Origin of the sequence: Streptomyces sp. NBRC 110611 (genome assembly GCF_001590865.1) — a bacterium.
Lineage (GTDB): Bacteria > Actinomycetota > Actinomycetes > Streptomycetales > Streptomycetaceae > Streptomyces.
The window spans coordinates 35,170-61,362 of sequence record NZ_BBUY01000021.1 but is presented as its reverse complement, the minus strand read 5'-3'; the positions used below and the strand labels follow the sequence as shown (position 1 = coordinate 61,362).

Genomic DNA, 26,193 nt, shown 5'->3' with positions numbered 1-26,193 from the left:
CGGGGTGGGCCGGCTGGCCGGGATGTTCTGCATGGCCGGATAGGTAAAGCATGGGAGAGAGCCCTCCGGGGCTGGTCACGGGAGATGGACGAGAGGCAGCCGGCGTCCGGCCGGGCCAGCAGCATGCGGGACCGATCCCAAAGACCAGCTAAAGATCCTGAAGATCCTCTTTAGGAATCAGACAAATGCCGTGCAACTCTTGGACGCATGAACGGCATCCTGATCGTCGAGGACGACCCTCAGCTCGGCCCCGCCCTGCGCCGCGGACTCACCGCCGAGGGGTACCGCGTCGAGCTCGTCGGCGACGGCAGGCTGGGGCTGGAACGAGCCCTGACCGGCGATCACGCGGTGATCGTGCTGGACCTCATGCTCCCCGGCCTGAACGGCTACCGGATCTGCTCCGCCCTGCGCGCCGCGGGTGTGGACACGCCCGTCCTGATGCTCACCGCGAAGGACGGCGAGCACGACGAGGCCGAGGGCCTGGACACCGGCGCCGACGACTACCTCGTCAAACCGTTCTCCTCCGTCGTCCTCCTCGCCCGGCTCCGCGCCCTGCTGCGCAGGGGAGCCACGGGTACCGACGGGCGCTCCCTCCTGCGCGCCGGGGACCTGTGGGTGGACCTCGCCGGTCGCCGGGCCGGCCGCGGGGCCTCGGAGCTCGCCCTCACGCCCAAGGAGTTCGCGATCCTCGCCTGTCTGATGCACACCCCGGACCGGGCGGTGTCGAAGGAGGCCATCCTCGACGAGGTGTGGGACCCGGCCTACAGGGGAGGCACCGCCATCGTCGAGGTGTACGTCTCCACACTGCGCAAGAAGGCCGACGCCCCCTTCGGTACGCACAGCATCGAGACCGTCCGCGGCAGCGGCTACCGCCTCAACAGCGGCCAGGAACACCGCGATGCCTGAGCGCCGCAGTCCCGCGGGCACGCGCCGGGTGCCGGCGCCCCTGCGCCGGCTGCCCGCCCAGCTGCGCACCGCGCTCGTGGCCGGTCTCGCCGCCCTCCTCCTGTCCGGCGGCGCCGCGTGGTGGTTCCGCCAGTACGTCCACGACGCCGTCTACCAGGAGTCCGACCAGCGCGCGATCGAGCTGTCCCTGCGGCTGGCCGGCCAGGCGGCCACCGGCTGGAAGGGCACCTCCGCCAGTCCCGGCGACGGGACGTTCCTCCAGATCGACCGGACGGGCCGGATCGTCACCGGGTCGGGAGGCGCCCTGGACCTCGCGGACCTGCCGGCACTGCTCCCGCCGCCACCCCCGGGCCCGCCACCGGGCAAGGCCGTCGGCCAGCCGCGGGACGGCACCGTCCGCCTCCGAGGAGTCGACGAGGCGGAGCGCGCCCGTTTCCACCTCCCCGATGGCAGCCTGCGGCCGATCTCCGGCGGCTTCCCCGAAGCGAAGGACCTGTCCGCCCACACCGAGGCCCACTACCTCTCGCACCGCCTCATCAAAGTAGTCGCCACCCCCGTGACGGCTCCCGCGGGACGGTGCGAGCACCCCACCGAGCCCGACGGATCCTGCCGGTCCACGCTCTATGTCCTCGTGGCCCCCTACGTCGCCGAGTACGTGGCCGGCACACTCACCCTCCCCTTGGCACTCGGCGTCCCCGCCGCCGCGCTGGCGGTCGCCACGACGGCCTGGGCCGTCACCCGGCGCTCGCTGCGCCCCGTCGAGGCGATCCGCCGCGAGGTCGCCGAGATCAACGACTCCAGCCTCGACCGCCGGGTGCCGGTCCCCGAGGGCCGCGACCCCATCCGCTCCCTCGCCCGGACGACCAACACCACGCTCGACCGCCTGGAGGACGCGGTCGACAGCCAGCGCCGCTTCGTCGCCGACGCCGCCCATGAACTGCGTTCCCCCCTCGCGGCCCTCCACTACCAGCTGGAAACCGCCCTCGACCACCCCGACAGCATCGACCCGGCCGAAACCCTCAAGGGTGCCCTCGTCGCCACCCGCCGCATCCACGGCCTGACCGAGGACCTGCTCCTGCTGGCCCGCCCCGACCGGCCCGCGGCCCACTCCCTGGTCGACCTCGCCGGGCTCACCCGCGAACTCGTCCTGGAGTACCAGCACATGGACCATCCCGTCACCCTGTCCCGCGCACCGGACCAGGCACCGGTACGCGGCGACGGCCTCCAGCTGCACCGGCTGCTGCGCAACCTCCTCGACAACGCCGTACGGCACGCGCGCACCGCGGTACTCCTCAACGTCACCGACGACGGCCGCACGACCACGATCACCGTCCACAACGACGGCACCGCCCTCACCCCCGACGAATGCGAGCGGGTCTTCGAACGCTTCACCCGCCTCGACGAGGCCCGCACCCGCGACGCCGGCGGCAGCGGCCTCGGACTCGCCATCGCCCGCGACATCGCCCACCGCCACCACGGCACCCTCACCGCCCACCCCGCCGACCCGCCCCCGGGCACCACGTTCACCCTCCACATCCCCACAGCCCCGCACCCGGCCCGGCCCTCCGACGCGGACACCACCTCCTGAGGACGCGCCGGAAAGATCGCATACGAGATGGTGCGCGGCTAGCGCTCCGGCAAGATTTCCGCAGCTGGAGATCACCCCGGTGCTGCGGTCGGCAGGTCCGTGGCGGGGCTCTAGTCTTACGATCATGCGAATGAAGAGCGCCGGAGCAGGGCTGATGATCGGTATGGGCCTGTTGGTCACGGGGTGTGGGGGTTCCGACTCGAAGAGTGCCAGGCCGGAGCCGTCCGTCAGCCAGTTGCCGAACAGGCTGGATCGTCCCGGGCCCCGTCCGGAAGGCGAGCTGCAGCCGTCTCCGGCCGCCGACGCGCCGTTCGCGGCGAACCTGGAGTACGAGCTCCGCAAAAAGACCCTCACCCTGGCGGGCGCCACGGGGGAGGTCACCGCCAAGTGCCCGAAGGATGTGGGTGCGAAGAAGGGCACCACGGTCGTCTGCACGTCCCATTACAAGGGCGCAGAGGTGGAGTGGGACGTCGCGATTGGCGACAAGTCGTCCTGGTCGGACAATTTCGTTACCTTCACCGCGAACCCACGCAAGGGGATCATCGCGAAGGAGGGTGTCCAGCGGATCATCTTCGGCAACGGCGGTGACTCCGTGGACCACATCCGGTGCAATGACATCCCCGAGGCCGTCGCGGTGCCCCTGGGTCTCACAAAGTACTCGTGCCAGCAGGTCATGAAGGACGGGAAGGTGTACTACCCGCAGCCGATGCGGGCCACCGTGGACGGCCCGCGAGCGTACTGAGACGGCTACTGCAGCAGTGCGGCGTGCGGGTGCTCCGGCGCCATCGGGCAACCATAGATCTGCTGGTTGTATCCGTCGCCGATGGTGACCATGGTCGGAGTCGCCGGGCCGGGGTGGACGGTGTCCCGGGAAACGGCGGCCGTCTGGTCCTCGTAGGGCGTCCAGCTGTCGAAGTCCACCTCCCGCTCTTTCGACGCGATGGTCAGCATCGGCTCCATCCGGCTGCTGCAGACGCGGCAGTGCTGGGGAGTGGGATCGGTGAAACTCCAGGGCGCCCAGCCGCCGGCCTTCCAGCCGGGGGAGACGGACAACTCGCGGTCGTAGTACGTGTCCTCCGCCCCGTCGTAGGCGCTGCCCGGCCGCGCCCCGGCTTTCTGCCGGGCGCTCCACGCCAGGACCTGCGCGCGCAGGTCCGGGTCCAGCTCCACGGCCAGGGGGAACTCCGTGATCTGCTCGGGGGAGACCAGGCACGGCTCCGGCAGATAGTCCTCGTACTGGATCGCGGACGGCTGCGGAGGCGTGGTGAGGACATCGCCGACTGTTCGGGCGGACCGCCAGAACAGGTCGGTCCTGGGCATGTTCTCCCCTGGGTGGTCGAAGGGGCACCACAGCACCTGAAGCAGGTCCGCGCCTTCGGGCGGGCGCAGGTCGGGTACCTCGCGGACGTACAACTGGGCGACGGCCAGCATCGCGACCGGTTCCTTGGGACACGGGCGGCCGGCGTGGATCCGTTCCACCACGGCGCGCTCATCCGGCGTGTAGAAACCAGCGTCCTGAGGTCGGCTTCCGGCTGCTGCCCGCATCTCGCGCAGCAGTCTGACATCCGCCGGGGACGTCGCCGGCAGCACATCCGGCGCCTGGTGCGTGCCCGCGCAGTGCGGCCACGGCTCGGCGGAGGGCCACAGCAGTGGGCCTCCGACCGAGCTGTCCTGCGGGGACGGCGATCCGGGCCGCGGGTGCAGCCGGGTCGCCGTCCGGGCCAGCGGGGCCAGCCGCGGGAAGATTGCGGCGATGTCGGCCGGCCTGGGCGGGGTCGTGCGGGTCATGCCGGACTCCACGTGGTATCGGACTGTCACAGTTCCTCGGACCGGGCTTCAGTTCCCCAGGTTGGGCCCACCGTCGTGCGGGATGTTCAGCAGGCTCATCTCATGGAAGACGGGCCATGACGCGCCGTTGGGCAGCTGAACCGTGGCACTGATGCTGACAGCCTCCGGGATCGTGCTGGAGGCGTTCCGGTAGAAGGGAGCCACCACGTAGTGCACGGCCGCGTCCTTGGGCAGCGTGTCCACCGCCTTCTTGACCCGTATCTCATAGTGCCGCATGCTCTTCCCCTTGGTGTTCATTCCGCGTTGCCAGCACGGGACGAGGTTCGCCCGGTCCGGCCGGTACCGGCCCCTTCCTCCGAGGACGTTGGCGATCAGGTGGCAGCGGGCCAGGCCACCGTGGGGAGCCTGTGCCCTGGCGTCCTCCAAGCCGGTGATGTCACCCTGGGCCTCGTTCCCCGGGCCAAGGGGCTTCGTCAGACAGGCCTCTGCCGTGGCCGCCCGGCTACCGGAGGGGCCCGGATCCACGGTCTTGTTGTGGAGGGCCACGTTCTGGCTGGTGTTGGCGATCCACCCGCCCCCGCTGGCCCTCGCCCAGGCCGGCTTGGCGGTCAGGCAGGCAGCTTTGCCGTCCCGAGGAGGCGGCGGATTGCCAGGGCCGGGAGCCGGGGAGTTCGGTGCCGGGACGGGCTTGAACTCGTCGATGATGAGCTTCACACCGGACTTGTACGCGACGAGCTGACCGCGGCCGGTCAGGGCGGTCTTGAAGGCCTTCTGCCCCGGAGTCTCGGAAGCCCCCGGCGTCTGCACCCGGAGTGCCGTGTAGTGCCCGTTCGGTTGGCGGACCAGCCCGTCGTACGTGGTGGAGGGGCTGCCGAGCCGCGCTGCCTGCGCGGCGGGAAGCCGCCCGACGGCCTCAGGCGTCAGATACGCCGTGCCCGGCTGCATGTCGACGGTGGTGTCGTTCCGCTGCGCATACGCCTGCAGGGCGGAGGCCTGCGGCTGCCGGGACGGGCTGTCGGCAAGGCCGGCTTCCTGACTCTGTGACTGGTCGCGGTACTGCGGCGGAGCGGCCGCGTCACCGCCCTGGTCCATCATCGCCGCCGGGTTCGGCGGATTGTCCACGAGGCTCTGCACGGCCTGCGCCATCTGCTGGAGCAACTGCTGGCCCAGGGACTGCAGTTGCTGCTCCTTGCTCCGGAGCGCGTCGGCCTTCGCGTCGTGTGCTGAGGAGGCCGCGGCGAGCTGGGACTTCTTGGCACGGAGCTTGGAACCCTGTTCCCTGAGCTGACTCTGCTCGTTCTGCAGACTGCTCTTCGTGCTCCGGAGCTGGGACTGCTCGGCCCTCAGCCTGCTCGCCTCGGCCTCGTACGCGTTGGCCGCGGCGGCCTGTGCGGGCAGCCGGAAGGTGTGCGGCTTGCTGTTGTGGGCGCTGATCTTCCCGTTCAGGGCTGTCGCACGCGAGTTGAAGTCGCTGGTCTTCTGGTTCACGGAAGCGGTCTTGGAGTTGAAAGACGAGGTGTCGGCGCGCAAGGCGGCGGCATCCTTGGTGATCCGCTCAGCCTCGGCGACCAGGGCCTTCGCCTGCCGCGCAATCTCCGCCTCCTGCCGGTTGAACTCCTCGACCTGCCGCACCAGTTCCGCCGAGGCGGCCGTGATGTCCCCGGACGGGACCAGCGGAGAGACCGCGCCCGGCTGCGCCAGGGCCCCCGCGGCGCTGGTGGCCGCGCTCGCCGGCGCTCCCGTGCCGACGACCGGCACCAGGAGTGCGACCAGCACCAGGAGGACGACGCGCCGCATGGTGCGCAGGCGGCGCGCAGTCGGCTTGAGCGGGATCGTGGTCATCGGCTTACCTTCCTGGCGAGCTTGTCGGCGAGCTTCGCGGCGGTCGGCTGACTGTCACCGGCCTGGCACACCGAGACCTGGACGAGACTCGCCCCGTTCACTCGTGCCTGGTGGGAGCAGGCCCAGTGCGCACTGCCGTCCTGTGCCGCCGTCCACGCCACGGCGATCTCGGTCGGAGGATGGGCCTTGTACGTCCACTTCGAGGTACGGCCGGCCTGGTCGGTGCGTGTCGAGGACGGGCACTTGGACAGGCCCTCGGTGAGGGTCGTGAACGCCGCATCGGCCTTCTTGCTATCCGGGAACACGCCGATCACCTGGTTCACGGTGTGGGCGCCCGTGGCCCCCGCGTCCTGATAGGTAGCCGACAGGAACGCCGTCCACGCCTGCCCGTAGACCGACTCGGTCGTCGGTCCCGCAGCGACGGCGCAGTCCGACGGTGACACGGTGAGTGGAGGGTTGGGCCGGTTCGACTGCGCGCCGGCGACCAGCGTCGTCCCGGCCACCCGGCTGGCGCTGTCAGGGCTGACGAGGTCCGCTTGGACGGTGCCCGCGGCAATGTGCGGCGGACCGCCGGCCGGCTGCTGCGGCCAGAGCCACCATCCGATGCCGGCCAGCACGAGGCAGGGCACCACGGCAGCCACCAGCAGCGGCCAGTGGCGCAGCAACCGAGGCAGACGGCGCCTGCCCGCACTGCGCCAAGAGGCGGGCTGCGACTGCGGACCCGGTCGCTGCGGCAAGGAGGCCGCACCGGATGCCAACAGCCGCCGTTTCGCCCGCAGCGAGCGAAGCAACGCGGCCGGCTTCGCCGCCCCTGAACCGGCCGCCGGTCCGGCCGCGCCCGGCGGTGGGCCGACCGGGAGCCGCGGTGCGCCCCCTTCCTCGAGCGGCCTGGCAGGAGGCCCGGCGGCGCCGACCGGCACACCGCCGACCGGCGCACCGCTGCCCGGATCCGTAGTCGGCTGGATGCTGTACTCGGCGCCGTCAGCCATCCTGATTCCCCCTGATTCCCCTATCGCCTGCATCACACGCCGCTGACGCTAGCCACGGCCGATGAAATCCCGCTGACAGAGCAATGGACCCGCTGATGGGAAGGCATGGGCGCGCCGCCACCGCGGAATGGCCGGCGTAGCCGACCGTCCGGCCGACGGAGGCGTCACGCGATAGTGACGGGCGGGCGATGTGACCAGCCAGACGGTGGCAGACCGCCGCCGCCCGGTACGAGTGGCGGGACGACTTCGACAACGCTGCCCTCAACGCGCCCCGCCCTCACCCAGTCCCTCGGTCCGGCCACCACGCGCGGCCGGACCGCCACGGGGCCATCCCGTCATGCCGCCCTGCCCACGCACACCTCGTACGAAGCCAGCTGTGCACGACCACGACACCCCGCACCCCACCACCAACCCCAGCAGCCATCGGCGCCGGAAGAACACCACCAGCACGCAGCAGACGGGCCGTACAGCGGCAGTTCCGCGGTCCCGCCGCCGAAGGGCGCAAGGCCCTTCGCGTCGAGCAGCTGTCCGACGAGTTCCCCGACCTCGGTTCCGCAAGCGACGCCGTGCGAACAAGGCATGGCGCTCCGCCCGGCGCGATGCACGCATCGCGTGGATCAAGGCCGAACGCCGCAAAGTCCCCACCCCGATCACTGTGCCGATCGTCGCCCTGACCGTCGCCGGCCTGGTCGCCGGCGCCGCCTGGCTGTGGCCCAGCAACAAGGACCAGCTCACGCCGAAGGCCGCCCCCAGTCCCACGGCCCCACCCGCGACCGGCACGCACCCCAGCCCTTCGGCGCCGCCCAGGCCACTGAAGCCAAACCGTCACAGGTCGAGATAGGCCAGCCCGCCGGCAAACAGCGGTAGGCCCCGACACCACCGCCCGCGTCTGGCGGCAGGCCACCGTCACCGTCGACGTCAAGGGCACCGACGCCTACCGCGACACCCGCCACTTCACCCTTGAGGTCTCCCGCGCCGACGTCGGCCGGCCGTGGATGGTCACCCGTGTCCTGGGCATCGAGGCGTAGCGGCGGACCAGCGGCAGATCACCCACGCCACCCTCACGGCCGCCAAGTTCGTCAAGCGCGGCCTGCTGCTCAAGAGCGCAGTCATCGGCGCGGCCGTCTTCCTGCTGTTGCTGATGCTGGCAGGGGCACTGCTCCCCGCCCCCGCGTCGGCCGCCTCCAGCTGTGAGGACACCGGGCCGGGCACCGACTCGGCCACCACCGTCTACGACACCGGCGGCTCGAGTCCGGCAACGGGAAGCGTCCACGCCCAGCAGATCACCAACGCCCAGACCATCGACAAGGTCGCCAAGAAACTCGGCCTGCCCGGCAAGGCCACTCTGGTCGCGCTGATGACCGCCATGCAGGAAGGCGTCGACCTCGGCCGCGCCGGCACCACCACCGGTAACAACGGCGGCAACGGCGGGAGTGCCGACAGCAACGCCGCCTCCGGGTACGTCCCCAGCCGGTGCCCGAACAACGACGCCGGCAGCACGGGTACCGGCGGTGGTGGCGGAACGTTCAGTCCTGTGCTCAGCGAAGGCGTCGAGGAACCGGGACAGCACGCGGAGCGCCAACTGAGAACTCACGCGGGCTCTCAACCAGCGTGGCTGATCAATGGTCCGCGCTCCAGGTGCAAAACACCAGATCATGCTCGGCCCTGACGGACGCGCCGCGAATGGCGACGAGCCGACCGGCCAGGTCTCAGAGAATCCAGTTCGAGCCAATCTCTTGCGGGAGAGCCTGCGCGGCATTCCTTGCGGGCAATGACCAGTATGGGCTCATCGACCGAGAAGCATTATCGAGCGATCAACTCAATAACTGCTCTCTGATGCCTTAATGGGTGAATCTGGAGGAGACCCGAGCATGGACGTCCCTGCGGAACGATACCTCGACATGGTCGTAGAATTCCTGGAGGAAATCGAATACGGTGAGCCGGAAGGCTCCGTCGATGAGCGTGCAGAGACTTTACGCTTCATATTTCACGGAACAATACAGTATTTCAGTCAGTCGCACATGCAGGGAATATCGCTCGATCATCAGCAGCTGATGAGTATTGTGCGAACGATCACTCGGATGACCGTTTTCGGCTGGGGGAACCTTCCGCGAAATGTCATGCTCCTCCTGAATATTTACTATTCACATGCCATCATGGAAGACGACCCCGAAGGTGATCCATTCCTAAAGGACTCCAATCTTATGGATCCCTTTGTGTGCGATCTGGTGTGCGGGAATGAACTGATGCATCCGAGGTACAGGGCGATCTTCCGCTTCCTCCCGGACCTGCTTCGCCACTATGGGAAGTTCTCACAGCTCACCATGCTCAAGAGCACCCTGGAGTATATTCAGGGATCTTGGATCGAAAGCCATCAGTTCCAAGGTTTTGCGGGGGCGAGTGAATATTCGATGTTCCTCCGCCGCCTGAACGGACTGGGGGATTTCTCCGGGGCGGCCCTGTTCCCCATTGGACAGCTCGACGAGGATGAGCATTTTGGGGACATTGTGACTGTCGTCGCTCACGTTGACCCAGTCATCGCCTTGGTGAATGACGTGTTCTCTTTCTATAAAGAAGAGAATGGGCTCGCTGGCGACATTTGCCTGGTGAATACCCTTTGCGTAACGGAGGGTATAGATGTCGAACAGGCGCTCAGGAGAATCATCGATGGCGCCGTAAGGGCCGTACGGCAGTTGAGGTGCTTATTTGAGCGCAGGCAATCTGCGTCTGTGCTAAAGGTGGTGAATGGCTTTGTCCGAGGGTATGTTCGTTGGCATTTATGCGACGAGAGATATCGAATGAAGGACCTCGTTGCCGAGTGTGGAAGTGGTGGCAGGAACGTGGTGAAGTTCCAGCGTTACCGGGAAATTGCTTGCCGTGCAGGCTGTGTTGATCTGGTAGATTTCCGGACTCTTTGACATGATGTTCGGAAATCAGGGAGAGCTACGACCGCGTCTCGCCAGTTACGGCCTCGGTAAACCGAGGAGAGCGATGCCCGCCAACGGTCTGCCCCCTCGTGCCCCCGGTGCTCTTCCCGTCCTCGGCCACCTGGCCGCCTTGGCCCGCAACCCCTGCACTTCTTCACCTCGCTGCGCTCCCACGGCCCGGTACTTGAGCTGTCGCTGGCTGGCCGCGCTGCCTTCGTCGTCGCCGATCCGCTGCTCGTTCGTGATCTGCTCGTCAGCGGTCGTGTCGACAAAGGCGCCACCGGGCGTAGCGGGAGGGCAGGTCACCGGCCCACGAGGAGCTGTGAGCGGCCGGCACGGTGAACCCGGTCTTTTGGAAGGTCGACTCGGTGGCCTAGGCCGGCCAGGCGCCGCGCCCCTTCGTCCACCGGCACGGCGGTGGCGGGTGCACCGGTGGTGCGCCGCCGGACCGCGGCGGCCAGCTGCCGCCCGCCGGACCCGCTGAGGCGGGACTCGGCGACGGTGCGCGGGCACCTCGCTCCACCGCGCGCACCCGACCGGCTCACCGTCGGCCGTCTCACTTCCCAACGGGCCTGCGCTTGACCGACTCGACCGGTCGGAACTCGCCACGTCTTCCACCGTCGTTCGGGCGCCTTCCCGGGGGTGTGTTGGTTGCCTCCGTGGCGTCGTTTGGCGCCGGCGCTCTGCCCGTCGTGGCTGGCTTGGGTGTGTGCTGTGTCAGGTGCTGGCGGTGAGGGTGCTGATGAACTTGCGGAGCCGGCCCTGGGTGACGGGGGTGACGCCGTGGATGACCTGGACGCCGTAGAGGGTGGCGGTGCCGGTGGCGGTGTCACTGAGCCACCGGGTGCGTGGCAGTGCGTCGATCCATGTGGCTGCCTGTTCGTACTCCTGCACGCAGGGGTGGTGCGGAAGGGATCACCGGTAAGGATCGGTGTACCGCGTGCTGAAGGATCTCCTGCGCCTCCTCCGGGGCTCTCCGGTGCACCAGACCGGATTCCCGCGGGTGCGCATCGATGATCTTGACCAGCTGAGCGGCCTCGTCCGGGGTGAGGAATTCCTCGACGGTCTGAACCGCCACGGTCTCGCTGAAGCCGATCACTTGGGCCTCCTCATCTCTGGTGGCCATACGGGGCAACAAGCCCGCCAACACCATGACCGCCTTCCCACACCGCCGTACAGACGCAGAACCCGCCAAGCCCCAGGGCGCGGACACTCCAGCGGCGGCCCTGCCCAACCGCAGACGCCCGGCCGTTCGTGCACCGCGCTTGCCGGTGCCGCCTACGCCACGTGCGACATCCGCCGTGTCCGGCCGATGTCGGACCGCAGATGTGCGCTGCTGGTGCTTGGTTCTGTCGGGTTGTCGGCCGGCCGCCGCCGGCCGTCGACGCCGGCCTCGACGGCCCGGCCGTCGGCGTCGCCCCAGCTGTGTCAGCCGGTCGTGCTGCTCCGCGCTGAGCGCTTCCCACGCCGTCGGCCGGTGCTGTGCCTGACGCCACCGCTCCACGTTCGCCCGTGCAGGACCGTGCGACGTTCGCCAGCCGCCGTGTCAGTCGTTTTGGTTCTGTATGTGCTAGTTGTGATCGTGCTGGCGGAAGGGAGTGAGAAACCCGCGTGACAGAGGACCTGGTGGAGATCGAGCCCTGCAGCGATGGGTGTGCCGAGATCCTGGCGGGGCGGGAGCATCTCGTGTTGATGGTGAGTCCCGGTAACCCGTACTTCTCCGTCTCCCGTTTGACGGTCCTGCTGCGGTGGGCTGCGCGGGAGATGAAACGCGCGGACGTCGTGGTGTCCGATCTTCAGATGACGGCGGCCACCTACCTGGCCCAGGGCCGGACAGCGCAGGTGGCAGCAAAGAAGGCCCGGGCGGACATCCGGCAGATGGCCTCGCGGATCCGCCGCGCCCGGCAGGCGGCCGGTGATCCGGGTGTGCGGGTCAGTGAGTTCGGGGACTTCAGTGGCCATCCCGAGTACCAGCGGGCGCGGGCTTATGCCCGGCAGGCGGCCCTGGACGACCCCGTCTACCGGTCCCTGCAGCGGCAGGGGACTCGGGATGCGGCCAAGGCTCGGATGCCCGGAGGCTGGGAGCCGACCGAGCAGCAGATCGAGGCTGGACTGATCCACAGCGAGAAGGCCTTGCCGTTGGTTCTCAATGCCGTCGGCATCTTCGACTCGGCCGAAGCGGTCACCGCTTACAGTCGGCCGGCCGCGCTCTTCCGCTACTTCTTCGATCCTGTCTCCCGCTACCGGGCTTTTGCCGGCCAGGCCTACATCGGCGTGCGCGTCCTCGAGGCCAGACGAGGCTGAGGGGAACAGCGAGGCGTGCTGCTCGACTGGTGGTGAGCGTCGGCGCCGCCGCCACGAGCCGGCTGCAGTGCAGGAAGACGAGCAGCGTTGGCCGGCAACGCCTACGCGGTCCCGCTCTTCAAGGTCCTCGACAGCGTCACGTACTCAGGACGCCGACGCGGGCGGCGAGTCCGCGGAGTTCGGTAGTCGTCCGCCCGGAGACCAGCAGCCCGCAGACCAGTAACCCGGATACCAGTGACTTGACCGCAGGTCGCCTGCGGGTCTCCTCGGGAGCGTGGTGCTCGGCGGCCAGGAGGGGGATCGGATGCATTCGTCCCGGCGGCCCCAGTGGCCGTAGGTGGCGGCGATGTCGGTGCAGTAGCGGGCGCGGCGCTCGGTGCTGGGCAGGCTCTGCGGCGCCACTGCTTTCGCGGCGGCCAGTGCGGTGGAGGGGTCGCCGGCGGAGTTCTCGGCGGAGATGAGGTGTAGCTGGACGGTTGTGGGGCTGAATCCGCCGCTGTGGTTCCGCAGCAGCGTCGTGCCGCCCAGCTGCTTGGCGATGGCCGCGGCTTCGCCGGTCAGCTCCCGCATTCCGGCGGCGTCGCCGGTGCGGCCGGCGGTGTAGGCGGCGGAAGTCGCTGCTTAATGCTCGTGTCGCTTTCTGTCCGCGGAGGCCCGGGGCGAGCTGGACAGTCTGTTGCATCAGAGTGAGTCGGATACCTACTGTCCCGGCCATGTATTTGATCAACTTCGCCCCTGCGGGGTGGGAGTCCTGGGACGTGGCTCATCAGCCGCTCATACGGGACCAGATGCCAGTCCTCCTCGACGAGGACCTGGTCTTCGAGGACGCTCCGGGATCCCCACGCCCCACGGTGTACGTGAACCAGTAGTTGCGTGACCTGCCTCTCAACGGAGCCCCAGCGCAGCGGACTTGGGAGAACAACGCCAGGTGCCTGCGCGACTGGATGGTCTTCCTCAAGGGGCGGGGTGTCGACCTGCTGGCCGACCGGAAGGTCCTTCGTGCGGCCTTGAGCATGTACGCGCAGTACCGGCTCGCCGGTCCACTGGAGGCGCGATGGGACCACACCACCTGGAACCTTCACGTGGGGATCCTGTCGTACTTCTACCGGTGGGCCCGCGACGAGGGACTCCCCGTGGCCATGCCCTTCACCTACCAGGCCGGCAAGCGCATGGCGCAGGGGGTGCTGGTGGACGTGGAGCGCAACCTTGCGAAGGTGCGGCAACCGCGCCCGCACACGACGATCAAGCACCTTGAGCGGGACTTCTCCGAGCTGTTCGTTCAGGCCCTGGAGGGGCTGGGGCCGGATGGAGAGCCCGATGCCCGATACCGCCGGCCGCGCGAGGGCGCCCGGAATTCCGCGATGGGCGGGCTGGTCCTCTCCAGCGGGCTGCGGAAGAAGGAGTTCACCCACCTGACGCTCTACGAGGTGCCTCCGCTGCCGCCTCGCCCGACGACGCTGCCGGTGCTGTTCCCCCTCGCGCGTGCGATCACCAAGGGGGAGAAGGACCGCACGACGTGGATCCACTACGACCGGCTCGCTGCGATGCACCAGTACATCGACCTGGACCGGGCGGCATCGGCAGAGGGCTTCAAGTGGCACCCACCAGCAAAGTTGGGGCCGATGCTGCTGGTGGAGAACCCCGACTGGGAGGGGGCGCACTTCAACGGCGTGCGCCGGTCGTGGCGGAAGCTGCGACCACAGGAGCGCCTGTGCCTGGTGACACCGGAGGGGCAGTCTCCGCTGGTGGGCCTGCAGTCCACGGGCAAGCCGTTCGTGGACTGGGCGACGGTCTTCCGCCGTACGTCGGCCCGGATCCGCGAGCGCTATGAGCCGCGCTTCCCGACTGTAGCTCCGCACCGACTCCGTCATTCGATGGCCATGCAGACCTTGGAGTGGCTGATGACCCGCCACTATCAGCGGGCCGCGGCGCTGGTCTCGGACACCGGCGACGACGCGGCAATGGCCCTGTACCTGCTGACGAACGACCCCATGGTGATCTTGCGGGACCTGTTGGGGCACTGGAGCGTCACGTCCACGGAGCTTTACATCGCTCGACTCGACGTGAACCGGATCTTCCGTGACGCCTACAAGGCCACGGCCGTCGGCCCGGACCCGGCAGTAGCACGCGAGGTGGCGGCCGAGTTCAGCGATGAGGAGACCGACTGATGCCCGCGACCGTCATCACGAAGCCGCTGTCCGTCCACTTCATTCTGCCAGACGGCACCGAGTGGACGGCCAACCTGGAGGGCCTTCCGAACCCCCGACTGGCCCGGGACCTCGCACTGGGGCTCGCGGAGAACACCCATCCGACCGGCGCCATCGGCAAGAAGCGGGTGGCCGAGTACCGGGCCGTCTCGCTTCGGCAGATGGTGAAGAAGCTGTCCGCAGCGGGGTTCACCGGAGCGGCATCGGACCTGACCCGCCCCGTGCTCATGCGCTACTGGCTGGCCAGCACGCGCGCCCGGGAGTCGGAAACTCGGTTGCTGCTCAAGGGCTTCGACCAGGTAACCGGTGGGCTGCGCCCGGACGTTCGGACCTACCTCGAGGGAGCTCCGATCCAGGCCAACCAGGTCACCAAGGCCCACGAGGCGTACACCGACGGTGAGTGGGAGCGGCTGGAGGCCGCGTGCCGCAAAGCCGTGGACGACCGCTGGGCCCGGCACAAGCGCCTGCTGGCCGCGGCCAAGCAGGGCATGGACCCTCTGGTCAGCGGACGTCACAGCGAGGAGGACATCGCCTGGTTGATGCTCCGCGACGGCCCGCTGTCGTTCGAGAACGGGTATCAGGAGTACGTGGGCGGATATGCCCCGAGACGCACTGCCGACCCCGTCCGCGCCACCGTAGGAAGAGTCCGGGAAGGGCTCTTCCCCACCCGATCCGTCCAGATCGCCTACGCGCTCCTCTTTGGCGTTTACTCCGGCGTCGTCCCCGATGGCATCGACGGCCTGGACCTCGGCGACATCGACTGGGCCGGCGACACGACGGTCCTGCTGACGTACCTCAAGGGCCGGACCGCGAAGGAGAGCCTGAACCTTGCGGATCGGGCGGTGCACCTTCTGGAACGGTGGCTGGAGTTCTCAACGCCGCTGCGACGGTTCGCGCCCGCCGAGTACCGAGACCGCTTCTGGCTCGCCTTCGCCCTGCCCCAGGGCTTTGTCGGCACGGCCCCGACCGGTCGGCCGCAGCAGGTGCTCGTCCAGGAACTCGGCCTCGTGGACGACACCGGGAAGCCCTTCGCCATCCACCGCGGTCGGATCCGGGCGACGTACGAGGAGCGGCTCGCCAGGAGAGGCTGGACCGGCCGGGCCACCATCGACCCGAACCACACGCCCCGGACCGAAGGCGACCACTACGTTGCCCCGACCAGTCCGGCCCAGCTTGACGCCGTCGAGTCGATCATCGAAGACGGGATGTCGGACATCCTGCGCAAGGCCCTACCACCCGTCGTCCTGACGACCGAGAAGGCTGCGGCGTTCGCCGAAGGCTTCCCCAATGAACTGAAGCGGCTCGGACTGGATGCCGACGCGATCGGGGAACTGGTCGGCGGTGAACGGGACGTGTTCACCGCCGCCTGTGCGGACCAGCTGGCCGGCGTTCACGGACCGGCTGGACAGCCGTGCCGGCACGCCCATGGGTCTGCCTGCTGTGCCCCCTGGCCGTCTTCCTGCCACGTCACGCGGCGAATCTACTGCGCCTGGACGCCTTCTTCGCCCGCCAGTTCCAGCAGATGCCCACCGAGAACTACCTGCGGGTCTTCGGCCCGTACGCCGACCGTCTGACCCGCGAGATCCTCCCCAAGCTGTCCGCCGAGGCGAAGGCGAAGGGTGAACAGGAAGTCGCGAACGACGACGGCACCGAGCTGCCGCTCCGCCCCGAGGAGATCACCGCATGATGCCCCGTCCCCCAGCACCCGCCGCCCGGCCGCGACGCATGGTCTCAGCCTTCACTGGCCTGGACGTGTGCGAGACCGCCGGACTGCGGCTGGCGCCCGGCGCGGCGCGTGTCCTGTTCGAGCAAGACCGATGGGTGTTCGCCGCGCTCATCGACGCGCACCGCATGGTCCTGGATCGCGAACTGATCTGGGAGTTCGCCGAGATCCTTAACCCGTGCTGGCGCACGGTGGCCAAGGAGATCCTGCTGGCGCTGCTCGCGCCGCAGCACGAAGCCGTTCTGGAGTGCGCGCACGCGATCCGGTCGGTCCGCAGCCCACGCACCTGCTTCCGCTTCCTGCAGCAGTTCACCGACTGGTTCAACTGGCTGACGGACCAGGGCGTCACCCGCCTCGACGATGTCACCCAGCACATGTGCGAGCGCTACCTCGAAGAGCGCCACTGGAGCGTGCCGGTGCCCGGCGAGCCGCGGCGGCGCCTGGAACCGGACACCATGGCCGAGGTCGTCCGCGCCATGCAACTACCGGTGCTCTATGGCGAGTTGCTGTCGAGAGACGGATGCACCGAAGGCTTCGCCCCGTGGGAGGGCAAGTCCGCCTCCGCCGTGGTGGGCCTCAAGAAGGGCGGCCCAAACCGCGTACCCGCGGTCCCCGATCTCGTTCTGCAGCCGCTGCTGGCCACTTGCCTGTACCTGGTCAACGTCGTGGGCCCGCACGTAGCCGACCTGCTCGACGTGGTGCGGGCCGAGGCCGATTCCGGCCAGGATTTACCCAGGGTCACCAAGGAGCGTGTGCCCGCCGTGCGCGAGGTCCTCGCACGGTTGCGAGCCGCCGGCGAACCGCTGCCCGCGCTCTCCACCGACGTGGTGGGCCGACGCGTCGGACGGTACGGAGCGGATCCACTGACTCATCTGGCGTGGGGCCGGCTCGCCCGCATGGCCGGGGCTAGCGTCTTCAACGAGTACGCACGCGAGCAGGTACTCCCGGAGGTCCAGGAGTTGGCCGCCGAGGTGGGGATCGAGCGGCCGTGGGCGCGGCAGGCCGCTCTCATCGCTCAGGCCGACAGCGGCGAACAGGTCCCGTGGACTGACCCAGTGGGCGACGAAGACCTCCAGCTCATGGCGAACTACGTGGTCACAGCCTGCCTGGTGCTGACGTCGGCCCTCTCGGGTATGCGGACCAGTGAACTGCTGGAGCTCTCGGTGGGCTGCCGCCAGTCCCGCAGCGTGCCGGGTGGGGGCATCCGGTACGGGCTCGCGGGCCGCCTGATCAAGGGGAAGCGGTTTGGCGGCGTGCCTGACGAGTGGGTGGTCATCGAGCAGGTAGACCGGGCCGTCGCACTCGCCGAGCGGCTGGTGCGCCGTCCCCAGGGCGCCCCTCTGTTCGGCTCCGTCGGCCTGAGCGATCGGGTGAAGAACCTGCGCGGCTGGCTGGAGCGCACCGGAAACCGGGAGCACTGGGGACTGCCCGTGATCCCTCAAGGCCCGACCAGTCCAAGGATGCTGCGCCGGACGCTCGCCTTGTCGATAGCCGAGCGCCCCGGCGGGCTGCTGGCAGCCAAGATCGCTCTGAAGCACATTTCTGTGGCCACGGCCGAGGGCTATGCCGCCCGCCCCGGCGGCTCCCAGCGCCTGTTCCACGCCGAGATGCATGCGGCCGAGGAAGAGCACCACATGAAGCTGACCCTACAGGCATTCCGCGACGCACAGGCGGGCATCATGCCCGCCGGGCCCGGCGCTCGGGGCCTGATCGATGCGCTCCGCCATGTCGATGCCCAGCTCAATGAAGCGGCCCGTACCGACCCGAAGGTCCTCACCGACGACCGCCACCTGGAGAGCCTCCTGCGCAAGCTGGCGAAGGCGCTGCATGTCGGGCCGGCCAACTTCTGCTGGTTCCGCGATCCGTCCAAGGCCCTGTGCCTGCGCCTCGCGGGAACCCCTGACGCGACGCGCCCCCTGGTGGGCCTGTGTGACTCGGCCCGCTGCCCGCAGGCCACCCACCACCGCAGCCAGCGGCCGGTGTGGATCGGAACGATCACCACGATTGACGCCCTCCTCGACAGCCCGCGGGTGGCCAAGGGTGAGAAGACGCGGCTGGTGCCCGAACGCGACCGTGCCCTGCGGGTCGTCGCCGAGATCGACGCCGCTGCCTCCACGGCACCGGCAGGAAAGGACTGAGGTGGCCCGGCTCACCGAGGATGACAAGACCCGCAACGAGGCCGCGATCCGCGCGGCCATGGAACGGATCCTCAGCGGCAACCTGCCGCCCGGCGGCAAAGCCGACCTCAAGACCCTCGCCTCCATGGCGAGTGTGACCCGCACCGGCTTCTATCCGAAGAAGAACCGCGACGGCACCGCCCGGCCCGGCACCTACCAGCACCTGGCCGAGGAGTTCGAGCGGCGGGTGAAGGAGCTCCAGGACGCCGGAGAGGTCGTCGATCCTCGGGTCGCGCAGATCGAACGGCTCAAGAAGGAGAACTCCGAGCTGAAAAAGCGCATCGCCGCTCGCGACGAGGAACTGGCGAAGCTGATCCATTTCAAGACCCTGGCGATCTCCCGGCTTGCCGCTCAGCACGACGAGATCGAGCGTCTGCGCAAGCAAGCTGCCGCTGGCGGCAACGTCCGTCGAATCCCGGCGCCCAGCGGTACGGCACCGTACGGGTCGTGCAGCTGACGGTGACGACCCCGCGAAGCTCGCTGTGACGACAGTGGGGGTGCCAGGCGTGGGTCGCCCGGCACCCCCACTGCTGATGGGGCCACTGTCGGTAGTCAGGGACAGTCGGTGTCGAGGGCGGTGCGGACGGCGGAGGGGCCGGGGAAGTCGGCGGGCAGGGCGTCCATGATGAGTTCGTCGACGGGCTGGCCGAGCCAGTAGCCGGACTGCCGAAGCCGTCCCACCGGCCGGAAGCCGGCCTTCTCGTATGCGGCGATGCCGGCCTGGTTGGGTTCGAGGACCTTCAGCCAGATCATGCGCAGGGCGCCGAGGTGGAAGCCCCAGTCGAGGGTGAGGCGGGCGGCCTCCGTCGCGTGCCCCTTTCCGCGGGCCTCGGGGGCGAGGACCATGACGAACTCGGCGGTACGGACGAACTGGTTGACCTGCAGCACGGTCATGCCGACAGGCGTCATGTCCTCAAGTCGTACGACCTCGAACTGGGGGTAGTTGTGGTTGCCGCGCTGGCCCTCCCACCCGGCCTCGCGGACTTCCCAGGACTGGGGGAACTGGTTGCCGTAGCCGAGGATGGTGCCAGGGTCGTTCTCCCACTTGTGGTACTCGGCGAGCATCTCGTGGCGGGGCTGGCCCAGGGCGAGGCGGTCGCCGGACAGGAGGATGTGCGGACTGCTCATGCGGATTTCCCTTTCGCGCCCCGCTGGTTGGCGGGGCCGGGGGCGTCTGGCGTGCAGGTCGGGGTGTACAGGGCTGTGTCGGCCGGCTCCTCGACCGGGCGTCCGGCCGGGTCGGCGATCCAGGCGTGCAGCCGTATGGGGTCGGTGGCCAGGCCGTGGCGCCATTCGGCCCGCCGCCCGGCGAGGGCGAGGAGAAAGGCTGCGGCGGTGGACTGTTCCAGGCAGGCCCAGCGGGCAAGGATCACCGCAGCGGCCCGGCGCATGGCCCGCACCGCATACGCTGCCTGCTGATCAGTGGCCGGCGGAAGCCAGTGGCCTGCGCGGGCGAGCCGCACCATGCGGGCGAACCTTCCTTTGCGGGGACCGATCACCAGGGCTGCGGCGGTCACTGCCACGGCAGGCACGGCCCCGATCCGCCACCGCAACGGAACCACGGTGGGGGCGGGGAGGATGGCGGAGACTTCGAGCGTCCCCCAGGAGAAGGCTGAGCCGTCATGCCGCACCACGCTACCGGCCCCAGCGGGGCCCGAGGCGGGTGCGAAGGGCCTCAACTGGGTATGGCCCGTACGGTAGTCGATCGTGACACACGCGTCCGGGGTGATCACCGACACCGTGTTCGCATCGTTCACGCCACGACCTCCTTCGCCGGGCCCCAGCTGGTGGCCGGTGCCGTCTCGACGGCTTCGAGCCACATCTCGGCGCTCATCACCGTCAGCAGCGAGGGCCAGATCGTGTCCGCCCCCAGAGCCACCCCGTGCACGGCGGCCCGCAGCGGCGCCGGATCGATCAGCCCCATCCCCGCCAGGCGAGCGTCGGCCAGCGCGAGGACGCGCGACAGGTTGGCCCGCACGCCGTGGTGGAAGTCGGCGGCGAACACGCCCTTGGTGTCCCGCTGACGATGTTCCTCGGGCAGCAGGTCCCCAATCGAGTCGACCAGCATGGGCTTGTAGCGGCGGACTGAGAACCGCCTCCAGGAGGGGACGGAGACGACCGCATCGAGCAAAGCCCCGTCGAAATACGGGTTGTGCAACTCGATGCCGAGCGCGTCGGCGAGCTGGACGTCCGCACTCGCGAGGCGGGCGGCTCCGCGGACGTCGGCGACGAGCACGGCGTCCGCGTCGTTGCCCGCCGCCGCGTTGACGGCCCCAGCCGCCGCCGTGGTGGTGACCCACGGCGGTCGGGCGAGCCAGGGGCGAGCCAGCCGGGCCGCCTCACCCCGCAGAGCGAACTTCAGGACCGGCCAGGGGCTGATCTTCCGTAAGTGGGCCCATGCCTGGGCATCGGCCGCCACCTTCAGCAGACGTCCTCGGCGGGCGAGGTCAGCCAGATGGGCGGGCGGCGCCAGGAACAAATTGTCCCCGCCATCCCCGGTCAGATGGCACACGGAGCCGTCCAGCATGGCCGTGTGCAGCTGGGCGGACAGCATCGCCCACACGACGGCCGAGGGTGCGGGCTCATCCGTCGCCGGGAGCCGGTCCGCGGCAGGCGTGAAAGGCAGGTGCTCGGCCCGCAGCGGGAAGCTGACCCGGCGAAGGCCCGAAGTGGTCAGCGCGCGGGCATAGGCCATGTCCCCGCCCTCGGTGATGCCGTCGGGATGCACGGTGATGCCCGTAACCGGACCGTGCTGGGCGGCGATCAGCGTGACGGTGGTGGAGTCCATCCCGGCCAGGTCCGTCGAGACCGCTGCTGCCGTCTCGACCCGGGCCCGCACCCCCGCGGTCAGTGCGCGGTGCACCAGCGGCAGGGCGTCCTCGTACGGCCTCGACACCGGCGTCCACCAGGCCGAGACGCTCGCCCGACCGTCGGCGTCCAGGGCGAGCCGGCACCCGGGCGGGACGGGCACGACGCCTTCCCAGGAACTGCGGTCAGCCCGGGGGTTTGGCGGTCCAGCAGGTAGGAGGCCATCCACTCGGCATCGACTCGCCCGCCGGTCAGGCCCGACAGGGCCCGCGAGCTCGAACCCCACACCGTGCCGCCCGGCGTGTCCACGGTATAGACGGGGCAGGCAGAGGCCGCGTCGGTGACCACCTCGACCACCCCCGTCGCGCTGAGCCGGACGGCCGTGTACGAACCAGCCCACCCTGTGACAGCGGCGGCGAAGTCGCGGGCGGTCAACGCTGCGGCGAGGTCCTCCTCGCCGGCCGAGCAGGAACCGAACACGGCAAGCCGTACGCCGCCGCCGTCGCAGGTGTGCAGCAGCCGCGTCGGCCACGGTCCCACCGTCCACAGCGGCGGATCGTGCCACACCATCCGGGCATCCGCGGGGACCACCGGCCTGCCGCCTGGGGCACACCCTCCGAACCAACGCATCGAAACCCCTTTCCACACTGATGGGTTGAACAGCGAGACGGCGGCCTCCCGTCAGGGAGGCCGCCGCCGGTTCGCGTCAGCTGTACGGCGTCTGCTTGGACTCGACGCTGGTGCTGTTGTTGCCCTTGGTCAGGGTGGCAGCGTCGCCCAGGTCAATCACCGTCGGCCGGATGCGCTTTTCCTCGCGCTCGTGCCGGTTGGTCTCACCACTCTGGTGTTCCATGTGCGTTCCTCCTCTCCGCCGTTGAGTGGAACAACGCCCCGCCTGCGGCAGGGCCTGGATGACTCGCCGCCGGGCCGGGCCCGTGGCCGTCGCGGCGAGGTGGTGCTGAGGCCCGCGTACTGCTGCGGGCCCGGTCCGCCTCGGTTCAGGGAACTGGGCGGACGTCTGGACCGGCCCGCCACCGGCACGGTGGACGTCCGTCGGCCTCGGGGGTGCCGGACGGGCGGATGATCACCGGTGGCGGGACCGGAGTCTGGGGTGTCAGCGTTGGCCGGCCGGGGCAGTGCCCGCGGCGGCCTGCTGGGATGTGCCATGCAGGATGGTCGCCAGCGGCACTGCGTTCGTGGGGTCGGCCAGTGAGCGCACGGCGGCCTCCAGCTGGGTCGGATCGGCCTCGAGGTGCTGGACGGCCGCCCGGGTCAGGTGCTGGGCGAGACGGGTCTGCAGGAAGGCTTCGTGGCGGTGTTCGGCGATCTCGATCACGAGAGCTTCCAGCGACGATATGGCCTTGCGCCGCGTCGTCTGGTCCGGCGGGACGCCGTAGGTCATCGCCACGACGACCTCGCGCTTGGCGGCATCGAATTCGACCCTCAACGGCATCTGCGCGGGGGCTGGTTCCGGCATTTTCTCCTCCTGGAGTGAGGTGGCAGTCGATGTGCTGGCCGGTCTCGGTCGAGTCCTGGGGGCGGCCCCGCCGCTGATGTGTGGCAGGGCAGGGCCGCCGACGGCGCCGCAGGGAGGGGGCGGCGCCCGCCACACACCCGGGTCAGGGGTGTGGCTCGGCGGGCAGCGGCGTTACGGGGGAGCGTGCCGCTGCCGGCCGAAGTGCTGGTAGGGGCAGCCGGACGGTGACGGTCTTGCCGAGCCCGTCCGCATCCGGCGGCATGCGGGCCTGGCCGCCCGCCTCGGCGGCCAGGGCTTTGACGAGCCGCAGGCCCCATCCGCCGCTGCCGTCCAGGTGCGGGACCTCCACCGGCTGGGGCAGCCGCGGATGCCGGTCGTGCACAGCGACCGTCAGCTCCCCGCCGCCCAACGCGAGGCTCACGTCCACGGTCGGCGAGGCGTCGGCGGCATGCTGCACCGAGTTGGTGACCAGCTCACTGACCACGAGCAAGGCGGTGTCCACCACTGCGGACCCGCGCGGCAGCCCCCACAGAGCCAGCTGGGCGGCGACCTCGCGGCGTGCGAGAGGCACCGCAGGTTCAACTGCGTTGACAGAGAAGGACAGATGGCGTGTGTTGACCACGCCGACCGCAAGGTGGTGCGTGGGGATGTCGTCCTTTGGCCGCTCGTGCGTCAGGTCTGGCACCGCTCGCATCGCCGGGGCTCCTCCCGTTTCGACGGCGTCCGCACACACCCCGCATGAACGATCGGCGACGGTTGCGCTACGGATCGTGAAGCGTCATCAGAATGGCGGAGCGAAGTTCTCTCACGCAAGTGCGTGGAGGAGGTGGCATATTCACTTGTCTGGGCATCGCGCAAACGAACACCTGGGCGGCAGCGCGGAGGCGGCCCGGTGCGGCAGACTTGCGTAGAGCAACACCGTCAGCACGTTGTTGTCAGGAGGGGCGATGAGTCCTGCGAGCGGTCCGACAGTCCGCAGACGCCAGCTCGGTGCCGAGCTGCGTCGGCTGCGGGAGAAGGCCGGCAAGAAGATCGAGGACGTGGCAGCGCACCTGGAGTGCTCCCAGTCCAAGGTCAGCCGGGTGGAGACGGGGCAGGCCCCGATCAAGGCCCGGGATGTGCGGGATCTGCTGGGCTGGTACGGCGTGGATGACGCGGCTCAGGTGGAAGCGGTCATGCAGATCCACAAAGATGCCCAGCAGCAGGGCTGGTGGGCCCAGTTCGACGACGTGCTGCCTTCGGGGATGAGCACGTACGCCGGGCTGGAGTCCGACGCCGTGTCCCTGCGGTCCTTCGAGCCGTTCGTCATGCACGGCCTTTTGCAGACCGAGCCGTACATCAGAGCGCTGATGGACTCGGGCAACCCGATGGACCAGACCGACATCGAGCAGCTCGTGAAGTTCCGCCTGCGACGCCAGCAGATGCTGGAGAGGCCATCCGGCCCGCTGGAACTGTGGGTGGTGCTGGAGGAGACGGTGCTGCGGCGGCCCGTCGGCGGCAAGGAGGTGATGCTGCAACAGCTGGACCACCTCATCGAGGTGGCCGCCCTGCCGAACGTGACCATCCAGATCATGCCGTTGGCCAAGGGTGCCCACGCGGCGATGGTGGGAGCCTTCACCCTGATGGACTTCGGCCAGATGACCCCCACGGTCATATACGTCGAATCTGCGGCCGGGAACATCTACCTGGAGAAGGAGCGCGATGTCCGCAGGTTTACCCAGAGCTTCGACCTGCTGCGGGCGGCAGCCCCCGATCCACAGCAAACAACCGCGTTGCTGAAGGGCATCGCAAGGGAGATGCAAAAGACATGAACAACCAGGCCAGGCGCGAGACGCCCCAGGTCGACCTGAACGGCGCGGTGTGGCGCAAGAGCACCCGCAGTGCCCAAAACGGCGCATGCGTGGAAGTCGCCTTCCCCGAAGGCGCCGTCGCCATGCGCGACTCGAAGAACCCCCACGGCTCCGTTCTGCTGTTCTGGCCGGACGAGTGGGACGCCTTCCTCCACGGAGCCCAGGGCGGGGAGTTCAACCGTCCCTGACTCCGGGGAAATCCCCATACCCGCTGGCTGCAGACCAGCTTGGCAGCGGCATAGGCCGGTCCGAACGAACCCCAGTCGCCCGGACCGGCCACCAAGTCTCACCCATTCCCGCCCCTGTGTCCCGGCAACCCCGAGGGCACCTCGCTCTCATCGGGCCCGGCGAGGGCACACCAAATGGTTGTACTCTTCCCGTAACAACTTGGCCGTGTTCATGCCCAAGGTGGGGGGCCATGCCGCTGCGCAGACACCGGGCTGGGGCGATGCGTGACCTGCTGTATCTGTCCGAGAGCAAGTTGGCCGCCCTAGCTCCGCAACTCCCGGATCGGATTCGTAAACGGCTGGGTGCCGAAGCGGGCCTGAATGCGGGGCTGATCTCGATGAAGGCCACACTGGCGGCCGGTGAGAACCAACAGCCTTCCCCGGTCGGCGCTTTGGATGCTGTGGTGAACCTGATCGAGGGCAAGTACGGACGCCGTCTGCGTACGGACGATGACATCCGAGCCGGAGATTGGATCCGGTTCGAGGAGGAGTTCAGGTACGGCGACGCCTGGCCCGGGGTCCGGGGTCGCCACTCCACGATCGAGGGGTTGGTCTACTTCGCATCTGCCGATGCCCCAGCGTTCGTACTTGTCGGGTCCGCAGCCCATGTCCTTGACCGTCGGCCCCCGGAAGAGCCGCCTGGCCGACAGGTTGGCCGCTATTACGTGGAGGGCCTCCGCATGTACGCGCGGCGTCTGCGTGATCTGCCCGACGAGGCCGCGGGCGGCGGCACGACCCCTCCGATCGCTGCCCCAGTTGTGTTCACTGCCGTTGGATTTCTGTGGGCGTCAGGGCGGAACGGCAGGTCGTCGCACGACGAGTGGTCGCCCCCTGTACGGCTCGCGGGCCATGCACGCGTACTCGCGGTCAAGCAGCACCGCGATGGGCGGCACATGATCCTGGCCACTCCCCTGTACCTGGAATACGCACCGCGCTGAGAAGCCAAGCCCGGCGACCCATGTGGTCGAGTGCCAGACCCGCCCGATTCCACAGAAGGCAACCTGGGCAGTACCGCATACTGAGGTTCTTGAGCACACGCTTTGAGAACACCAAGAACCGTGACTTCCGTCACTCGGCAGACCTCGAAAGAGACACGATGGGCCACACAGGCGCGATGCGCACCGACGGGTCAACCGCCGTGTAAAGCGACACAGGATGTGTGGGACACGGCAAGTGCAACGACTCCGGCGGACTGGATCAGCAGCCCCCGCTGAGCGGCCAGAGCCGGATCGTCACCGCGCGCTCGTCCGTGGTCGGCGGCCCTCCGGCCGAGCTGCTGCTCGTCCAGCTTGATCAGCATGCGCGTGGCCAACAGATAGCTGTGGGCCGGCAGCCCGCTGTCCTGCGCCGAGCCCTCGGTGCCGGTGCGGGCTTGGCGGG

26 protein-coding genes and 1 pseudogene are annotated in these 26,193 nt (G+C 69.1%); 15 read left to right on the top strand and 12 right to left on the bottom strand.

Annotated features, from left to right (window positions below):
* The first annotated feature begins 207 nt into the window (after window positions 1–207).
* The 3 genes from AZE13_RS29025 (at window position 208) to AZE13_RS29015 (ending at window position 3,236) form a co-directional block, all read left to right on the top strand.
* Complete coding sequence (locus tag AZE13_RS29025; protein WP_066938442.1) at window positions 208–906, top strand: response regulator transcription factor; 699 nt, start codon at window positions 208–210, stop codon at window positions 904–906.
* The gene (locus tag AZE13_RS29020) at window positions 899–2,494 is read left to right on the top strand and encodes a sensor histidine kinase (protein WP_079124488.1); all 1,596 of its coding nucleotides are present in this window, start codon (window positions 899–901) and stop codon (window positions 2,492–2,494) included. The genes AZE13_RS29025 and AZE13_RS29020 overlap by 8 nt, the downstream gene beginning before the upstream one ends.
* A gap of 130 nt (window positions 2,495–2,624) precedes the next feature.
* The gene (locus AZE13_RS29015) at window positions 2,625–3,236 is read left to right on the top strand and encodes a hypothetical protein (RefSeq protein ID WP_147264750.1); all 612 of its coding nucleotides are present in this window, start codon (window positions 2,625–2,627) and stop codon (window positions 3,234–3,236) included.
* 5 nt (window positions 3,237–3,241) lie between these two features.
* Here AZE13_RS29015 and AZE13_RS29010 read toward each other — a convergent pair whose 3' ends face one another.
* The 3 genes from AZE13_RS29010 to AZE13_RS29000 are packed head-to-tail and all read right to left on the bottom strand — an operon-like array spanning window position 3,242 to window position 7,113.
* Window positions 3,242–4,282, bottom strand: a complete 1,041-nt coding sequence (locus AZE13_RS29010; protein WP_066938491.1) for a hypothetical protein — start codon at window positions 4,280–4,282, stop codon at window positions 3,242–3,244.
* Window positions 4,283–4,330: 48 nt separating this feature from the next.
* Entirely contained in the window at window positions 4,331–6,124 is a 1,794-nt protein-coding gene (locus AZE13_RS29005; protein ID WP_066938436.1) for a DNA/RNA non-specific endonuclease, read from the bottom strand.
* On the bottom strand, window positions 6,121–7,113 hold the full coding sequence (locus AZE13_RS29000) for a sensor domain-containing protein (RefSeq protein WP_079124486.1): 993 nt from the start codon (window positions 7,111–7,113) through the stop codon (window positions 6,121–6,123). The genes AZE13_RS29005 and AZE13_RS29000 overlap by 4 nt, the downstream gene beginning before the upstream one ends.
* 991 nt (window positions 7,114–8,104) lie before the next feature.
* Between AZE13_RS29000 and AZE13_RS28995 the strand changes: the two genes are divergently transcribed.
* Together AZE13_RS28995 and AZE13_RS28990 are read left to right on the top strand one after the other, a co-directional pair.
* The gene (locus AZE13_RS28995) at window positions 8,105–8,782 is read left to right on the top strand and encodes a hypothetical protein (RefSeq protein ID WP_066938431.1); all 678 of its coding nucleotides are present in this window, start codon (window positions 8,105–8,107) and stop codon (window positions 8,780–8,782) included.
* Window positions 8,783–8,984: 202 nt separating this feature from the next.
* A complete protein-coding gene (locus AZE13_RS28990) occupies window positions 8,985–10,031 on the top strand; it encodes a hypothetical protein (RefSeq protein ID WP_066938428.1) in 1,047 nt (348 codons plus the stop codon).
* A 726-nt stretch (window positions 10,032–10,757) separates the two neighbouring features.
* Here the strand turns inward: AZE13_RS28990 and AZE13_RS37205 are convergent.
* Complete coding sequence (locus tag AZE13_RS37205) at window positions 10,758–10,934, bottom strand: hypothetical protein (protein ID WP_181690482.1); 177 nt, start codon at window positions 10,932–10,934, stop codon at window positions 10,758–10,760.
* A 717-nt stretch (window positions 10,935–11,651) separates the two neighbouring features.
* On the opposite strand from AZE13_RS37205, the gene AZE13_RS28985 reads away from it, so the two are divergent.
* Window positions 11,652–12,344, top strand: coding sequence for a tRNA-dependent cyclodipeptide synthase (locus AZE13_RS28985; RefSeq protein WP_066938425.1), 693 nt, complete (start codon window positions 11,652–11,654; stop codon window positions 12,342–12,344).
* A 144-nt stretch (window positions 12,345–12,488) separates the two neighbouring features.
* Here AZE13_RS28985 and AZE13_RS28980 read toward each other — a convergent pair whose 3' ends face one another.
* Window positions 12,489–12,914: a hypothetical protein gene (locus tag AZE13_RS28980; protein WP_066938423.1), complete on the bottom strand. Its 426-nt coding sequence runs from the start codon at window positions 12,912–12,914 to the stop codon at window positions 12,489–12,491.
* 143 nt (window positions 12,915–13,057) lie between these two features.
* Here AZE13_RS28980 and AZE13_RS38535 point away from each other — a divergent pair, with 143 nt between their 5' ends.
* The 6 genes from AZE13_RS38535 to AZE13_RS28960 are packed head-to-tail and all read left to right on the top strand — an operon-like array spanning window position 13,058 to window position 18,908.
* Window positions 13,058–13,213 carry a hypothetical protein gene (locus AZE13_RS38535; protein ID WP_258528054.1) on the top strand — a complete coding sequence of 52 codons (156 nt, stop codon included), beginning with the start codon at window positions 13,058–13,060 and terminating at the stop codon, window positions 13,211–13,213.
* Window positions 13,214–14,512 carry a site-specific integrase gene (locus AZE13_RS28975; RefSeq protein WP_258528053.1) on the top strand — a complete coding sequence of 433 codons (1,299 nt, stop codon included), beginning with the start codon at window positions 13,214–13,216 and terminating at the stop codon, window positions 14,510–14,512. It abuts the gene before it with no gap.
* On the top strand, window positions 14,512–16,125 hold the full coding sequence (locus AZE13_RS28970) for a hypothetical protein (protein WP_079124484.1): 1,614 nt from the start codon (window positions 14,512–14,514) through the stop codon (window positions 16,123–16,125). Before AZE13_RS28975 ends, AZE13_RS28970 begins: the two co-directional genes overlap by 1 nt.
* Window positions 16,074–16,238 (top strand): hypothetical protein, encoded by a 165-nt coding sequence (locus AZE13_RS37200; protein WP_181690481.1) that lies wholly within the window; start codon window positions 16,074–16,076, stop codon window positions 16,236–16,238. The genes AZE13_RS28970 and AZE13_RS37200 overlap by 52 nt, the downstream gene beginning before the upstream one ends.
* Window positions 16,235–18,412, top strand: a complete 2,178-nt coding sequence (locus AZE13_RS28965) for a hypothetical protein (protein WP_066938420.1) — start codon at window positions 16,235–16,237, stop codon at window positions 18,410–18,412. Before AZE13_RS37200 ends, AZE13_RS28965 begins: the two co-directional genes overlap by 4 nt.
* A gap of 1 nt (window position 18,413) precedes the next feature.
* On the top strand, window positions 18,414–18,908 hold the full coding sequence (locus AZE13_RS28960) for a hypothetical protein (RefSeq protein WP_066938418.1): 495 nt from the start codon (window positions 18,414–18,416) through the stop codon (window positions 18,906–18,908).
* Window positions 18,909–19,003: 95 nt separating this feature from the next.
* On the opposite strand, the gene AZE13_RS28955 is transcribed toward AZE13_RS28960, so the two are convergent.
* The 6 genes from AZE13_RS28955 to AZE13_RS28935 all read right to left on the bottom strand — a co-directional run bounded on the left by AZE13_RS28955 (window position 19,004) and on the right by AZE13_RS28935 (window position 23,307).
* Window positions 19,004–19,579 (bottom strand): GNAT family N-acetyltransferase, encoded by a 576-nt coding sequence (locus AZE13_RS28955; protein ID WP_066938416.1) that lies wholly within the window; start codon window positions 19,577–19,579, stop codon window positions 19,004–19,006.
* Window positions 19,576–20,208, bottom strand: a complete 633-nt coding sequence (locus tag AZE13_RS28950) for a lasso peptide biosynthesis B2 protein (protein WP_066938413.1) — start codon at window positions 20,206–20,208, stop codon at window positions 19,576–19,578. Before AZE13_RS28950 ends, AZE13_RS28955 begins: the two co-directional genes overlap by 4 nt.
* Window positions 20,205–21,422: an albusnodin/ikarugamycin family macrolactam cyclase gene (locus tag AZE13_RS28945; protein ID WP_258528052.1), complete on the bottom strand. Its 1,218-nt coding sequence runs from the start codon at window positions 21,420–21,422 to the stop codon at window positions 20,205–20,207. The genes AZE13_RS28950 and AZE13_RS28945 overlap by 4 nt, the downstream gene beginning before the upstream one ends.
* Before the next feature lie 543 nt (window positions 21,423–21,965).
* Window positions 21,966–22,112 (bottom strand): albusnodin family lasso peptide, encoded by a 147-nt coding sequence (locus AZE13_RS35970; protein ID WP_107288496.1) that lies wholly within the window; start codon window positions 22,110–22,112, stop codon window positions 21,966–21,968.
* Between the two features lie 261 nt (window positions 22,113–22,373).
* Window positions 22,374–22,736, bottom strand: coding sequence for a hypothetical protein (locus AZE13_RS28940; protein ID WP_147264749.1), 363 nt, complete (start codon window positions 22,734–22,736; stop codon window positions 22,374–22,376).
* Window positions 22,737–22,878: 142 nt separating this feature from the next.
* On the bottom strand, window positions 22,879–23,307 hold the full coding sequence (locus AZE13_RS28935) for an ATP-binding protein (protein WP_258528051.1): 429 nt from the start codon (window positions 23,305–23,307) through the stop codon (window positions 22,879–22,881).
* 376 nt (window positions 23,308–23,683) lie between these two features.
* Here AZE13_RS28935 and AZE13_RS28930 point away from each other — a divergent pair, with 376 nt between their 5' ends.
* From AZE13_RS28930 to AZE13_RS28920, 3 genes are all read left to right on the top strand, one after another.
* Complete coding sequence (locus AZE13_RS28930) at window positions 23,684–24,547, top strand: helix-turn-helix domain-containing protein (RefSeq protein ID WP_066938408.1); 864 nt, start codon at window positions 23,684–23,686, stop codon at window positions 24,545–24,547.
* Complete coding sequence (locus AZE13_RS28925; protein WP_066938405.1) at window positions 24,544–24,774, top strand: DUF397 domain-containing protein; 231 nt, start codon at window positions 24,544–24,546, stop codon at window positions 24,772–24,774. Before AZE13_RS28930 ends, AZE13_RS28925 begins: the two co-directional genes overlap by 4 nt.
* 230 nt (window positions 24,775–25,004) lie before the next feature.
* Window positions 25,005–25,751 carry an SAVMC3_10250 family protein gene (locus tag AZE13_RS28920; RefSeq protein WP_066938403.1) on the top strand — a complete coding sequence of 249 codons (747 nt, stop codon included), beginning with the start codon at window positions 25,005–25,007 and terminating at the stop codon, window positions 25,749–25,751.
* A 191-nt stretch (window positions 25,752–25,942) separates the two neighbouring features.
* On the opposite strand, the pseudogene AZE13_RS38530 reads toward AZE13_RS28920, so the two are convergent.
* Window positions 25,943–26,193 (bottom strand): annotated as a pseudogene (locus AZE13_RS38530) (hypothetical protein); the annotation flags it as partial.